13 protein-coding genes and 1 tRNA gene are annotated in these 11716 nt (G+C 64.4%); 10 read left to right on the forward strand and 4 right to left on the reverse strand.

The features are described 5' to 3' along the window. The first annotated feature begins 564 nt into the window (after window positions 1-564). From AB4Z18_RS13860 to AB4Z18_RS13875, 4 genes are all read left to right on the forward strand, one after another. Window positions 565-1266: a helix-turn-helix domain-containing protein gene (locus AB4Z18_RS13860; protein ID WP_441783313.1), complete on the forward strand. Its 702-nt coding sequence runs from the start codon at window positions 565-567 to the stop codon at window positions 1264-1266. A 46-nt stretch (window positions 1267-1312) separates the two neighbouring features. After that, a complete protein-coding gene (locus AB4Z18_RS13865; protein WP_441783314.1) occupies window positions 1313-1897 on the forward strand; it encodes a dihydrofolate reductase family protein in 585 nt (194 codons plus the stop codon). 56 nt (window positions 1898-1953) lie between these two features. Further along, complete coding sequence (locus tag AB4Z18_RS13870; RefSeq protein ID WP_441783315.1) at window positions 1954-2352, forward strand: VOC family protein; 399 nt, start codon at window positions 1954-1956, stop codon at window positions 2350-2352. 775 nt (window positions 2353-3127) lie between these two features. Continuing rightward, on the forward strand, window positions 3128-3484 hold the full coding sequence (locus AB4Z18_RS13875) for an ASCH domain-containing protein (protein WP_441783316.1): 357 nt from the start codon (window positions 3128-3130) through the stop codon (window positions 3482-3484). Window positions 3485-3613: 129 nt separating this feature from the next. On the opposite strand, the gene AB4Z18_RS13880 is transcribed toward AB4Z18_RS13875, so the two are convergent. After that, window positions 3614-4246, reverse strand: a complete 633-nt coding sequence (locus AB4Z18_RS13880) for a hypothetical protein (protein WP_441783317.1) — start codon at window positions 4244-4246, stop codon at window positions 3614-3616. A 290-nt stretch (window positions 4247-4536) separates the two neighbouring features. On the opposite strand from AB4Z18_RS13880, the gene AB4Z18_RS13885 reads away from it, so the two are divergent. Beyond that, complete coding sequence (locus tag AB4Z18_RS13885) at window positions 4537-4725, forward strand: hypothetical protein (RefSeq protein WP_441783318.1); 189 nt, start codon at window positions 4537-4539, stop codon at window positions 4723-4725. Between the two features lie 266 nt (window positions 4726-4991). On the opposite strand, the gene AB4Z18_RS13890 is transcribed toward AB4Z18_RS13885, so the two are convergent. Further along, window positions 4992-5909, reverse strand: a complete 918-nt coding sequence (locus AB4Z18_RS13890; protein ID WP_441783319.1) for a NosD domain-containing protein — start codon at window positions 5907-5909, stop codon at window positions 4992-4994. A 129-nt stretch (window positions 5910-6038) separates the two neighbouring features. After that, entirely contained in the window at window positions 6039-6185 is a 147-nt protein-coding gene (locus AB4Z18_RS13895; protein WP_441783320.1) for a hypothetical protein, read from the reverse strand. 65 nt (window positions 6186-6250) lie between these two features. Here AB4Z18_RS13895 and AB4Z18_RS13900 point away from each other — a divergent pair. Beyond that, window positions 6251-6324 (forward strand) — tRNA-Met (locus AB4Z18_RS13900). Window positions 6325-6403: 79 nt separating this feature from the next. Here the strand turns inward: AB4Z18_RS13900 and AB4Z18_RS13905 are convergent. Further along, window positions 6404-7066, reverse strand: a complete 663-nt coding sequence (locus AB4Z18_RS13905) for a TetR/AcrR family transcriptional regulator (RefSeq protein ID WP_441783321.1) — start codon at window positions 7064-7066, stop codon at window positions 6404-6406. Between the two features lie 149 nt (window positions 7067-7215). Between AB4Z18_RS13905 and AB4Z18_RS13910 the strand changes: the two genes are divergently transcribed. From AB4Z18_RS13910 to AB4Z18_RS13925, 4 genes are all read left to right on the forward strand, one after another. Next, window positions 7216-8895, forward strand: coding sequence for an ABC transporter substrate-binding protein (locus AB4Z18_RS13910; RefSeq protein ID WP_441783322.1), 1680 nt, complete (start codon window positions 7216-7218; stop codon window positions 8893-8895). Window positions 8896-8992: 97 nt separating this feature from the next. Further along, entirely contained in the window at window positions 8993-9817 is an 825-nt protein-coding gene (locus AB4Z18_RS13915) for an ABC transporter ATP-binding protein (protein WP_441783323.1), read from the forward strand. Further along, window positions 9814-10626, forward strand: coding sequence for an ABC transporter ATP-binding protein (locus AB4Z18_RS13920; RefSeq protein ID WP_441783324.1), 813 nt, complete (start codon window positions 9814-9816; stop codon window positions 10624-10626). Before AB4Z18_RS13915 ends, AB4Z18_RS13920 begins: the two co-directional genes overlap by 4 nt. Further along, entirely contained in the window at window positions 10623-11714 is a 1092-nt protein-coding gene (locus tag AB4Z18_RS13925) for an ABC transporter permease (protein WP_441783325.1), read from the forward strand. Before AB4Z18_RS13920 ends, AB4Z18_RS13925 begins: the two co-directional genes overlap by 4 nt. Window positions 11715-11716 lie beyond the last annotated feature (2 nt).

Raw genomic sequence — 11716 nt, forward strand, 5'->3', positions numbered from 1 at the left:
CGTGCCGTCCGCAAGGGTCGCAAAGAGTGACATCAGCCTCTGGCCGGGCGACCCGCTGAATCGCCCCTCGCCTACTTCCCGGCGGTGAGTTTGTGGCCGAAGAAGTTGGTGCGCCGCTCCATGGCCACCCCGACGTACGGTTCGCGGTCGTACAGGTCTCGTCGCTCGCGTCGCCGACCAAGAGCAGTTCCTTCCGGCCGGTCACGGTGCCGTGGAGCGAGTTGCGCGCCGAGGGCAGGTGCAGGCCTCGTACGAACTTCCGCATGCCTATCCGGCCACGTTCCTCGGGCGGAACGGCGATCACACTGAGGCAACCTTCGTGGTCCATCGCGCGGATGGGGACGGCCCTGAATCGGTTAGTCCGCACGACGGCTGGCGGTCTATGACAACCGCCCGGAGGACCGCGAAAAACACCCAGGAAACGATCAGCCCGCCCCCAAACGGTCGTAAGGTCCGCTATCCGTATGAGCCTGGAGTCCCGCGGCGTAGCTCGGCGAACGTTGCAGAATTGCCAGCCGTTGTGACACCTTGTTGACCGTCGCCGGGATACCAAGGAGGGCGCGCATGACCCTCGAATTTGAGCACCGGCCGTCCGAGTCCGCGTGGGTGGAGCGGGTCTGGCGCAGCCGCAGTACCGACACGACGGCGATGACGTCGATTGCCCGCATCCACTGGGATCTGGTGTTCTGGGAGGACGCCGACGGAATGCACGCCGGCATTCAGGGACCCGAGTCACGAGCGTCGGAGGCTCCGGTTCCGGCCCAGGCGGAGTTCCTGGGCGTGCGCCTGACCCTGGGCGCCTTCCTCCCTGAGCTTCCTGTGCCGGAGCTCGTCGACAGGTTCGCGCCGCTGCCCGGGGACGGACGCTCGTTCTGGTTGGGAGGGACACGGGTACGGTTCCCGCGGTTCGAGACCGCCGAGGATGTGGTTCTCGGTCTCGCACGTCACGGGGTCGTGTCCCGGGCGGACCCGCGACGTGACGCGGCTGCGAGCGAGCGAACGCGGCAGCGGCGCACCCTAGCGGCGACGGGGCTTCCGCACCGCACTCGCCGTCAGATCCAGCGCGCCGCGCATGCGGCGGTGCGCCTGCAGGCAGGTGACTCTCCGTCGATGGTCGCCCACGAACTGGGCTACTTCGACCAGCCGCATCTCGCCCATGCCCTCCGCCGCTTCGTCGGGCGGTCAGCGACCGAGCTGGCGACGGCAGCAGGAGAGGCGCGGCCGTTGTCGTTGCTGTACAAGACGGAGGCGGATACCGACCGGTAGCGTCCGATCGAAGCCGCAGAGGGCGGCACGATCGGAGGAGGTACCCATGGAAGAACCGGAACTGCAGACCCACTCAGACAGCACGCGGCGGGTCGTGCTCTACGAACTGATGTCCCTCGATGGGTTCGCAGACGATCCTGGCGAGGGGAAATGGCTCCGCGACACAGGAGACGGGCTCGGCGGCTTCCTCAGCGACACCATCGCCACCCAGGACACCATCCTTCTCGGCCGGCGGACCTACGAGAAGTGGGCGCCGTACTGGCCGACCGCCGACGTCGAGCCATTCGCAGGCTTCATCAACTCCACGCCCAAGCTGGTCTTCTCATCCCGACCCTTGCAGCTGGGCTGGTCGAGGGCGACGCAGGTCACGGAACCGCCGGCCGGCCTCGTGAGCGAACTAAAGGCACGACCGGGCGGAGACATCGGCGTCCACGGCAGCCTGAGCCTCGCCCGCGCCCTTCTTGAGGCCGACCTGGTGGACGAACTCCGGCTCGTCGTCGCCCCGACGCTAGCCGGACACGGCAAGCGCCTATTCTCCGACGATGCACCGCTGCGCGCCCTCGAACTAGTGGCGTGCGAGCGCTCGGGAGGCTGCCTCCTGCTGACCTACCGCCGAGCGAGCGAGCGCTGACACTCCTGCCGCACGTTGCCATTGCCTCGTGGGGGCCGGGGGAGTAAACACTCACCATGCCGCTCAGTGATTTTCCGGTGCGCACCTCCATCGCCGTGTCCGACATCGGAAAGGCCGTCGAGTTCTACGAGGGGAAGCTCGGCTTGCCGTTGGTGCACTCCGGACCGAGCGCGAACATCGCCGACGGGAGCCGCGTCTATCGCTCCGGCAGCGAGGTGGCCCTCAACGTGTTCCAGTCGGCCACCGCGGGAAAGTCCGAGGCGACGATGGCGACCTGGTACGTCGACGACCTCGACGCGATCGTCGACGAACTCACCGCGGCCGGCGTGCGATTCGCCCGCTACTACCGACTCGAGCACGACGCGCGAGGCATCACCGAAAGAGCCGGCGGCGGGCGGATCGCCTGGTTCCAAGACCCAGACGGCAACACCTTCGCGATCGAATCCGACCGCTGATCCGAGACGACCGGAGAGGAACCGCCTCCTACGATGCCCGTGTGTCCCGTGACTTCACAGACGAGGAGCGAATACTCCTTCGCTTTCTCACCGCTGGCGAGGATTGGACAGCGAGACTCGCGCGAGTACAAGTCGACGCAGCCAAGTTCCTTGATTACTGGGGTTCGGGTGATCAAAGCTTCGAGATCGAGCCGGGGAAGGGTGTCACTCCGCTTCCGACCGAAATGGAATCTACGAGCCCTCAGACAAGTACTTCACCTTGGCGTCGCGCGAACGAGGTGGCTTAATGCTGTGGGTCAAATCTGGCTTGATCTCTTCGCTTGAGGTCTATTGGTATGGGGACGATATACCGAGACTGCCTGTTACCGATGAGGTTGCAGACACGCCAAACCTTCGCTGAGACGCCTTCACAACCCGCGCAAGCCGGGGCGCTATCTCGGCGGCGATTTTCGCGAGCGCCACCAAATGAGAGCAGAAATGGCGGCGCCGACGGCGCAGACCGCTGCGATCATGCCAATCGTCCACCCTCCAGCTTCGTCCTGCGGGCTCGGGGTCATTGCGCCATAAATCAAGCCAGCGATGATCGCAGCGAACGAAAGGCCGGCCAAGCTGAGTGCGACGACGCGCGCTGGATGCATGAGAGGAAGCATGGCACGGCCCGTGAACTGATAGGCAGAGAGCGAAAGCGGATCGGCTCGCGGCAGACCAGAACCTGCTTAACTGTTGCGATGGATGACGAGCACCTCCATCGAACTCGCCCTTCCCGGCCCGCTGCGTGACTCTTGATCACTGCCATCCAGTCGTAGCAAAGACCTCCACAAGTTCGCTCCTGCGCCAGTACGAGGTCGGTGCTGAGGCTCTGCCTGCTGTTCGAGACCGAGGCGCAGTCGGCGACTCAAACGGACACCGGTTGGCCGTGATTGAGATCACGGCAGTCGAGATCGTCATCCTCCAAGACGTTCCGCTGGAACACGCGCTTGCCGAGGGTGAGGGATTCTCTTCGGTGTCGGACTGGCGCGAAGGTCACACCCGTTATTGGACCGCGGCGGCCATGCGCGCCGAACTCGGAGAGGATTTCGAGCTAACCGACACGTCCCTGGTGGTGCTCGAGCAATTCGTCACTATCCGGTAGCCGATGGGCGGATCCTGGCGCTCGTGGCAACAGGGTGGCCCGAATAGTTCGTTCGGGCTTGGGACGCTACAGTCGCCGATCGATCAGCGTGCAGTATGAAATCCCATCTGTCTCACCTGCTGAAGAAGATCAGAGGGAGTCTGGCAGGCCCGAGTGGCTGCTCGAGCCGTGAAGACTCGCTGCCACCCGCTGTACGAGTGCAGGATCGCGCAAATCAGTGCCCACATTGTCCGTCGGGAAAAGCTGGACTCGCTCCAGAACTCGCTCTGTCGGCTGACGCAGATCCATCTGTATGGCAGGCAGTTGCCGCCCTCCAATAGGCGCTCTAACCGTGATTGCTGTTACCTCTTGGATGAGATTGACCGGGATACTGGCCAGCGGTGAGTCGCCCTTGCTTCGCCAGAAGGCGACACCTTCGTCCGTTTGGACAAGTGTTACCGGGAATCCCCGAGAGCCAACACCGCGGAGCCAAGGGCCCGGGACGAACGACGGCTGCAGAAGTGCTGCGCTCCAGTAGGCCGGAATTACCTCCGCGCCGGGAAAGCGCTGCGCCAGATCCCGCACCCTCACCCACACTCTTCGGCGTGTTCGGACGACCACCAATGTGAACAAGAGGGCCAGCGCCACAGCCGCGACCAGAAAGCTCAGCAGCACGACCCACCCGGTTGCAGCGCCGAAATACGTGACAGAAGCGTTGACTGTAAACACAAAGACAAATAAAAGGATCACCAACGCGACCAATTCGGCAACGAGCAGGACCATCACAGGGTTCCTTCGCCGCTCCTGATGGGGGGTGTCTTCCGACGTCATCTGCGCGATCCCTTCTGGCAGCTCGTAGAGACAGATACTTCCACCAGCCCGTCGGTGAGTCCACCGTGTCCGGGAAGCCGCGAGCGGGATGAGAGATAGGCCCAAGAAGTTCATCGAAGAACTGCACGACGACCACGTCGCCGGGTCTGCGACGGTATCGGCTCGGGTCGCCGGTGGGGTATCCCCCTTTTCTTGTTCGTCAACGGGTACACGCGACAGCGTATGTCGACTTGACTGAGTCCATGGATGTTGACGTTTGGGTTGTCGTCCTTCCAGGCGACATCTTCCCCGAGGTGATCGGCGTGTACTTGGACGAAGCGACCGCATCAGAAGCGGTGGATGCCTACCTGGGTATGGCGCTCGCGGTACCGACCAAGCTGCGCACGGGCAGCGCGCAATCAAACAATGTCGGCCGGAAGCCGGGGCTGTGAGGTCCTCCGGTAGAGTTGACTTCGCATCACGGCCGCAGCGCGCGAGCCAGGACAAGATCGGGGCGATCTCCCGCTACCCGATCATAGGGCTGGACCAGGTCGACGAATTGATCACGGATCCGCTGGACACCAACCCCCTTATCCACACTCTGCAGCGACGAACGCGCACCTGGGTGTCGGACAGCTAGGCGACTACTGCAGCCCGACCTAGATCCGTCACCGAAGCGGGAACTAACAGGACCGGCAGTATCGTCTCTACCTGCGGGTCAGCGTCGGCAGAGGACGTTCACGCATCGCAGCGGGTTCATGTTCCCGTGCGCTTCGTTGCCGCCGCGGTCGATGACTCCTCGTGCCGCGTCGATGCCGAGGTCGGCGTTTCCGTCGGCGAAGTTCAGCCGGACGATTGTGGGTGCTGCGTCGATGTGGATGCCGTCGTTGAGGAGCGGGCAGTCGGGGGTGCATCCGGGAGGGGTGAACCCGTTGCCGTTCGCTCGGTTCCCTTGGACGGTCGTGCCTTGAGCGTTGTCGGTAATGACTACACCGGATCCGGCGTTCTGATTCGTGGTGTTGAGGAGGACCGAGTTGTGGTCGGAGGCGCCGACGACGACGCCGCCGAAGCCGTTGCTGGCAGCCGTGTTGAGTGCGATTCGGTTGGCGTCGGCGTGCTGGTCCAGGAGGATGCCGGAGTCGAAGTTCCGGTCGGTGCGGTTGGCGGTGAGGGTGTTGTTGGTGGAGTTGTTCACGAGCGCTATCCCGGAGCCGCTGTCCGAGGACGTGTTTCCGACGATTGTGTTGTGGCTTGCTGCGTCGAGGGAGACGCCGTCGCCGTTACGTGTCAGGTTGTTGAGGGTAATCACGTTGTAGTCGGAGTGGAACAGCAGCAATCCGGCGTAGTCCGGGTCCCCCGTATCGTCCCGTGTCACCCGGGTGCTGCGGATGGTGTTGTGATCCGAGTTGACTAGTTGGATGCCGACGACGACCGGGTTGATGAACACCGTCCGGCTGATGGTGCTGCTGTGCGCACCGTTGAGGGAGGCGCCGGCCGCGAACCCACGGACCGTCCCGTCGTGGATTGCTGTGCCCGAGTGGCTGCCTATGTCGACGCCGACGCTGGGGCTGGTGTCGCTGCCGGCCAGGGTGTGCCCATCAAGGTTGATGTCGATCCCGTCTGCTCCGACGGTCAAGCCGGTTCCTATCGCGACTGGGAAGTACAGCAGCTCGGGAGCGGATTGGTCACCGAAAGCCGGGTAGCGGCCACGCGGAGAAGGATGAGGACCGGCGTGTTACCGCTCGTGGGTGTTCCTGGTTGGTGCCTACAGGTCTGCGAGATCGATCCAGGTGAGGAACTCGGCGCGGATGCGATCGGCGAGATCGCTCACGACCTCCGACCCGTCATTCGCGGGATCGATATGGGACGGCGAAGCTTGCCCACATTTTGCCCACATCTGCTCGAGGGTCATTGTGATTACGGTGATCTTGGCGACCTTGTAATCCGCGAGATTCCGCGGATCCTGTGGTCGAATTCGGCGGCTCAGTAAGGCCAACTAGAGCACACGGCTCATAATCGTGGTGTCGCGGGTTCGAGTCCCACCCTGGCCACAGTCCTAGCAACAACGTGCTAGCAACACTGAGGACGGCGGTCCCAACCGGGCCGCCGTTTCCTCGTTCTCGCGGCGTTTTACTCGACAGAGGAGGTCGTCGTGCGGACGTACGACGAAACCGTCGGTCCCGGGTGCAGGACACCGTTCACGATCGCCTCGATGGCGAACTCGCTCGCGTTCGCGAGATCGACGCCCTCGGGGTCGAGCAGCCACTGCAGCTGCAACCCGTCCATGACGGCGAGAATGGATGCGGCGGCCTTGTCGATCGTGTCGGGGTCGCTCACGTTCTCCTGCGCGCACAGCTCGCGGAACGCCGCGACGATCTCGATACGCAGGGTCCGGTAACGATCCTGGAAGTAGGTCTTCGCCGGGTGCTCGTCGGTCACCGCTTCTGACGAGAGCACCGTGTAGACCTGCACGATGCCTGGCCGCCGCGAGTTGCGCAGCGCGGTGTCGACCAGGTGGGCGAAGAGGGCCGGACCGCCGGGGATGTGACGGCCCTCGAGGTGCGCGACGTCGTCCTGGTCGCGGAACTCGAGCACTTCGAGGAGCAGATTCTGCTTGGAGCCGAAGTGGTGCAGCACGCCGGCATGCGTCATCCCGACCTGATCGGCGATGTCGGCGAGGGTGCCGTTGGCGGACCCCTTGGTGCCGAAGGTTTCGATCGCCGCCCGAAGGATTTTCTCGCGCTTGCGCTCGGTCTCCGGGCGCGGAGTGGTGCTGCCGCCCGTCGTGGCCATCGTCCATCCTCTGTCTCGTGCCTCTTGCGACGGAGCTTACCACTCAGTAACCTCTGACCCAGCTTGCTTTCTAACCAGTAAGCAAGTTACTGTCAGCCGACATCCCGCACCACGGGGCACAACGGATGTGCCCGCCAGAAGGAGAAGCAATGAGGCTTAGAAAAACGCTCGTCACGGTGTCCGCGATCGCAGCAATCAGCGCACTGGCCCTGACGGGTTGTGCGTCGAACGGGTCGTCCGGGGCGACCAGCTCGAGCGGAGGCTCGCTCACTGTCGCGAAGCCCGATGGCGCGGCCATCCTGGCGACCCAGATCAACAACCCGTTCATCACGACCGGTTCCGGCATGTCGCTCGGCTACGACCGAATGCTGTACGAGCCCCTGGCGATCGTCAACCCGGTCGGCAAGAACGAGACGACCCCGTGGCTCGCCTCGAAGGTCAATTGGAACTCCGACTACACGCAGCTGACGGTCACTCCGCGCGCGAACGTGAAGTGGAGCGACGGCAAACCGTTCACCGCCGACGACATCGTGTTCACGTACAACCTGATCAAGAGCACCCCGGCCCTCGACCTGGGCGGCCTCAAGCTGACAGACGTCAAGAAGGACGGCGACAACGTCGTGCTGAACTTCAGCGAGTCGAAGTTCGTCAAGCAGGGTGACGTGCTCCAGGTCGCCATCGTTCCCGAGCACCAGTGGAAGAGCATCGCGGACCCGACGAAGGACGCGGTGAAGAACGCGGTCGGCACCGGCCCGTACACGATCAAGACGTTCTCGTCGCAGGGCGTCGTTCTCAAGGCCCGCTCCGACTACTGGGGCGGCAAGCCGCCGGTGGCCGAACTGAAGTACCTCGAGTACAACGACAACACGGGTCTGCTCCGCGCTCTCCAGAGTGGTGAGACGGACTGGGCGCAGATCTTCATCACCGATTACCAGAAGAACTACGTGGACAAGGACCCGAAGCACAACGTCTTCTGGGGTGCCAACGTGCTGAGCCCGGACATGATCGTGGTCAACACCACGAAGGCTCCGTTCAACAACGTCGCGTTCCGCAAGGCGGTCAACATGGTCATCGACCGGAAGGCGCACGCCGAGAAGGCGCGCAGCAATGCCGGGCCGGAACTGACCAACGTCACCGGCATCCCCCAGCCGACCGGCGACCAGTACATCGCTCCCGAGTACAAGGACCAGACGTTCAAGATCGACGTGGACGGCGCCAAGAAGGTGCTGACCGACGCGGGATACACCTGGAAGGACGGCGCTCTGATCGACCCGTCCGGCTCGCCTGTCTCGTTCACCCTGCAGGACCCGCAGGGCTGGAACGACTACGTCACCGGCATCCAGCTGGTCGCAACGCAGATCAAGAGCACGCTCGGCGCCGACGCGAAGGTCGCAACGCCCGACGCCGACACCTGGTTCGCCAACGTCGCCTCCGGAAGCTTCGATGCGGTCCTGCACTGGACCGGCTCCGGCTCGAACCCGTGGCACATCTACGACGACGTCATGAACAGCAGCTACATCGACCAGGCCGCCGACGGCAAGGTCTCGGACAACTTCGGACGGTACAACAACCCCGAGGCGACCGCTCTGCTCAAGGAGTACGCACAGGCCTCCGACGACGCCTCCCGGACTGCAGCGCTGAACAAGCTGCAGAAGATCTTCGTGGAGGACGTCCCGGCGATCCCGATCGGTACCCACCCGCAGCTGGCCGAGTACGACACCCGGAAGTTCACGGGCTGGCCCAGCGAGAGCAACCAGTACGCGACCGCTGACCCGACGCAGCCCTCGGCGGTTCAGGTGATCATGAACCTCAAGCCGGCTGGCAAGTAAGCAAGCACGTAAGCACCCTGCGCGTCCGGGGTGGATGAGGGCTTCTCGGCCCGCGTCCACCCCGGGCGGTCCGCGGACGGCGTGAAAGCGACATCCCATGACAGACTCCCTTCTCTCTGTGCGCGACTTCTCGGTCGTGTACGACGTGGATCCGCCGGTCGAGGCGGTCAAGAACGTCACCATCGACATCAAGCGCGGTGAAATCGTCGGCCTCGCCGGCGAGAGCGGGTGCGGGAAGACCACCCTCGCCTACGGAGTGCAGCGCCTCCTCAAGCCTCCGGCCGTCATCAGCAGCGGCGGCGTCGTGTTCCGCGACGAAGGCGGCGACGACATCGACATCAACTCCCTCGACGCGGAGGAGATGCGTCGCTTCCGCTGGGACAAGGTCTCCATGGTCTTCCAGGGAGCGATGAACGCACTCAATCCGGTGGCGACGATCGGGTCGCAGCTGGAGGACGTGTTCCTGGTCCACCGACCGGAGATGAGCCGTGCACAGCGTCGCTCTGAGGTGATCGACCTCCTGGAGATCGTGAAGGTGGGCGCACAGCGCCGGCGCTCGTTCCCCCACGAGCTCTCGGGCGGCATGCGCCAGCGGGTCATGATCGCCATGGCCCTTGCGCTCCGCCCGCAACTGATGGTCATGGACGAGCCGACGACGGCGCTCGACGTGCTCGTGCAGCGCGAGATCCTCAAGCAGATCTCCCAGCTCCGCCACGACTTCGGCTTCTCCGTCGTCTTCATCACCCACGACCTCCCGCTGCTTCTGGAAATCAGCGACCGCATCGCGATCATGCGCGAAGGCGAGATCGTCGAGCTCGCCGAAGCGGAGCAGATCTGGACGAATCCCCAGCATGAGTACACGCGCAAGCTGCTCCAGTCGTTTCCGCGCCTCACCGGCGAGAGAGGGGTGGTCGTACGATGACCACGCTCGAATTCACGAACGTCACCAAGATCTACAACGTGCGTGGTGCAGGGCAGCTGAAGGCGCTGGACGACGTCAGCTTCACCCTCGGCCCGCGCCAGACCATCGGGCTGGTCGGCCAATCGGGCAGCGGCAAGTCGACGATCGCCAAGATCCTCACGCAGCTCGAGACCCCCACCAGTGGGGAGGTGCTGCTGGACGGCAGCCCGATCCCGCGATCCGGGAAGCGCCTGCGGAAGTATCGCCAGCAGCTCCGGATGGTCTTCCAGGATCCGTTCGCCTCGCTGAACCCCTCGCACTCGATCCGCCACCACATCGAGCGACCCCTGCGTCTGGACGACGTCGTTCCGCGCGCGGAGATCGATGACGAGGTGCGGCGCCTGCTGCAGCGAGTGCGGCTGGATGCGGATGCCGTGATCGACCGGCGTCCGCACGAGCTGTCCGGCGGTCAGCGTCAGCGCGTGGCGATCGCTCGCGCGCTGGCATCCCGCCCAGCGCTGCTGGTCGCCGACGAGCCGGTGTCGATGCTCGACGTGTCGATCCGCCTCGGCGTGCTGAATCTGCTCGCCGAATTGCAGAGCCAGGAAGGCCTCGGCGTCCTCTACATCACCCACGACCTGGCGACGGCGCGGCATTTCAGCGACGAGATCATCGTGCTCAACCAGGGCAGGATCGTCGAGCACGGACCGGCGGACGATGTCATCCTCCGCCCGCAGGACCCGTACACCCGCGAGCTCCGTGCTGCGTCCCCCGACCCCGAGACGCACTTCGGTGCGATGACCGCATCGAGTTCAGGAGGTGCACTGTGAGCGCCGAGGCAACGACAACGGACCACGTCGACCCGACGCTGGTCGACCCGACCCTGGTCGGGACGTTGGCCACCAGGACCAAGCGCCGCGGCAGGCGCGTGCCCTGGCGTTTCATCGGCGGACGCGTGGCGTTCTACGCGTTCACCCTGTGGGCGGCGATCACGATCAACTTCTTCCTGCCCCGCATGATGAAGGGCGATGCCGTCTCCTCGTATATGGCGCGAAGCCAGGGACAGCTGACCCCGGATGCGGAGAAGGCGCTCCGGGCCATGTTCGGCCTGGACACGTCGGTGCCGCTCTGGCAGCAGTACCTCGACTACTGGAACATGCTGTTCCACGGCAATCTGGGCGTCTCCATCTCCACGGGCATGGCACCGGTGGGGGAGGCGATCGCCTCGGCCCTGCCGTGGACGCTCGGGCTCGTCGGTTTCGCCACGGTGGTCTCGTTCCTGATCGGGACGAGCCTGGGAGCCGTGATCGGGTGGAAGCGCGGCGGGCGTCTGGACGTGTTCGTCCCCGTGACGACCTTCCTCGGCACGGTGCCGTACTTCTGGGTCGGGCTGATCCTGATCGCGGTGTTCTCGACGACGCTCGGCTGGTTCCCCGCCGGGCACGCCTACGAATTGGGCGTGGAGCCGGGATGGAACGGGGACTTCATCTCCCAGGTCATCTCCCACGGAGCGCTCCCGATGATCACCATCGTGATCGTCTCACTCGGCGGGTGGGTCCTCGGGATGCGCAACATGATGCTCACGGTGCTCGATGAGGACTACATCACGGTCGCGCAGGCCAAGGGCATGCCCGATCGACGCGTGCTCTGGCGCTACGCCGCCCGCAACGCGGTGCTCCCGCAGATTCAGAGCTTCGCCCTGGCCATCGGCTTCATCGTCAGCGGCACGATCGTGATGGAGATGGTCTTCTCGTACCCCGGCATCGGCTTGCTGCTGCTCAACGCCACCAGCGCGAAGGACTACGCGCTCATGCAGGGCATCTTCCTCGTCCTGGTCCTGGCTGTGCTGGTGGCGAACATCCTCGCGGACATCGCCTACGCCATCCTCGACCCTCGCACCCGTCAGACGGAGGCCTGACC

The organism is Leifsonia sp. 2TAF2, assembly GCF_052115085.1.
GTDB lineage: Bacteria > Actinomycetota > Actinomycetes > Actinomycetales > Microbacteriaceae > Leifsonia.

Excerpts from the sequence above, each read along its gene's own strand:
- AB4Z18_RS13860 (WP_441783313.1), top strand. The coding sequence starts at position 565 with ATGACCCTCGAATTTGAGCACCGGCCGTCCGAGTCCGCGTGGGTGGAG.
- AB4Z18_RS13865 (WP_441783314.1), top strand. The coding sequence starts at position 1,313 with ATGGAAGAACCGGAACTGCAGACCCACTCAGACAGCACGCGGCGGGTC.
- AB4Z18_RS13870 (WP_441783315.1), top strand. The coding sequence starts at position 1,954 with ATGCCGCTCAGTGATTTTCCGGTGCGCACCTCCATCGCCGTGTCCGAC.
- AB4Z18_RS13880 (WP_441783317.1), bottom strand. The coding sequence starts at position 4,246 with ATGGTCCTGCTCGTTGCCGAATTGGTCGCGTTGGTGATCCTTTTATTT.
- AB4Z18_RS13885 (WP_441783318.1), top strand. The coding sequence starts at position 4,537 with ATGGATGTTGACGTTTGGGTTGTCGTCCTTCCAGGCGACATCTTCCCC.
- AB4Z18_RS13895 (WP_441783320.1), bottom strand. The coding sequence starts at position 6,185 with ATGACCCTCGAGCAGATGTGGGCAAAATGTGGGCAAGCTTCGCCGTCC.
- AB4Z18_RS13905 (WP_441783321.1), bottom strand. The coding sequence starts at position 7,066 with ATGGCCACGACGGGCGGCAGCACCACTCCGCGCCCGGAGACCGAGCGC.
- AB4Z18_RS13910 (WP_441783322.1), top strand. The coding sequence starts at position 7,216 with ATGAGGCTTAGAAAAACGCTCGTCACGGTGTCCGCGATCGCAGCAATC.
- AB4Z18_RS13915 (WP_441783323.1), top strand. The coding sequence starts at position 8,993 with ATGACAGACTCCCTTCTCTCTGTGCGCGACTTCTCGGTCGTGTACGAC.
- AB4Z18_RS13920 (WP_441783324.1), top strand. The coding sequence starts at position 9,814 with ATGACCACGCTCGAATTCACGAACGTCACCAAGATCTACAACGTGCGT.